The sequence below is a fragment of the Ensifer sp. LC384 genome (assembly GCF_001695865.1).
Lineage (GTDB): Bacteria > Pseudomonadota > Alphaproteobacteria > Rhizobiales > Rhizobiaceae > Ensifer.
The window spans coordinates 1-425 of the sequence record NZ_MBST01000088.1; the positions used below are offsets into that span (position 1 = coordinate 1).

The 425-nt window shown below is 62.6% G+C and carries 2 pseudogenes; both read right to left on the bottom strand.

Annotated elements, in window-relative coordinates:
- Positions 1-118, bottom strand: a pseudogene (locus tag BC363_RS34960) (electron transfer flavoprotein subunit alpha/FixB family protein); the annotation flags it as partial.
- A 148-nt stretch (positions 119-266) separates the two neighbouring features.
- Positions 267-425 (bottom strand): annotated as a pseudogene (locus tag BC363_RS34965) (electron transfer flavoprotein subunit beta/FixA family protein); the annotation flags it as partial.

Below are 425 nucleotides of genomic sequence, written 5' to 3' on the forward strand. Positions count from 1 at the left end.
CGGCACCGGCCACCAGCACATGCACGTCGCCGCCGATTTTACTCGCCGCCGTCAGCGCCTTTGCCGTCTGGTCGGAAAGGTGGCTGCCGTCGTGATCAGCCAGAAGCAGAATAGCCATGGTTTTGTTCTCCAAAATTGTTGGTTCCTGAATCCGTCAGGCCCTGCCGAAAACGGTGAGGCGCGAGAACCGGCGCGCAGCGTACTGAACGTACGTGAGCACCGGAAGCGCAGCGACACGCCGTTTGCTGGCGGGCCTCACGGATTCCTCAAAGCACGCCGGCTTCGACTTTAAGCTTTTCGACCAGTTCGGCCACCGACTTGACCTTGATGCCGGCCTTGCGGCCTTCCGGCTCCTCGGTCTTCAGCACCTTCAGCCGCGCCGTCGTGTCGACGCCGAAATCGGCCGGCGTGTGTCTGTCGAGCGG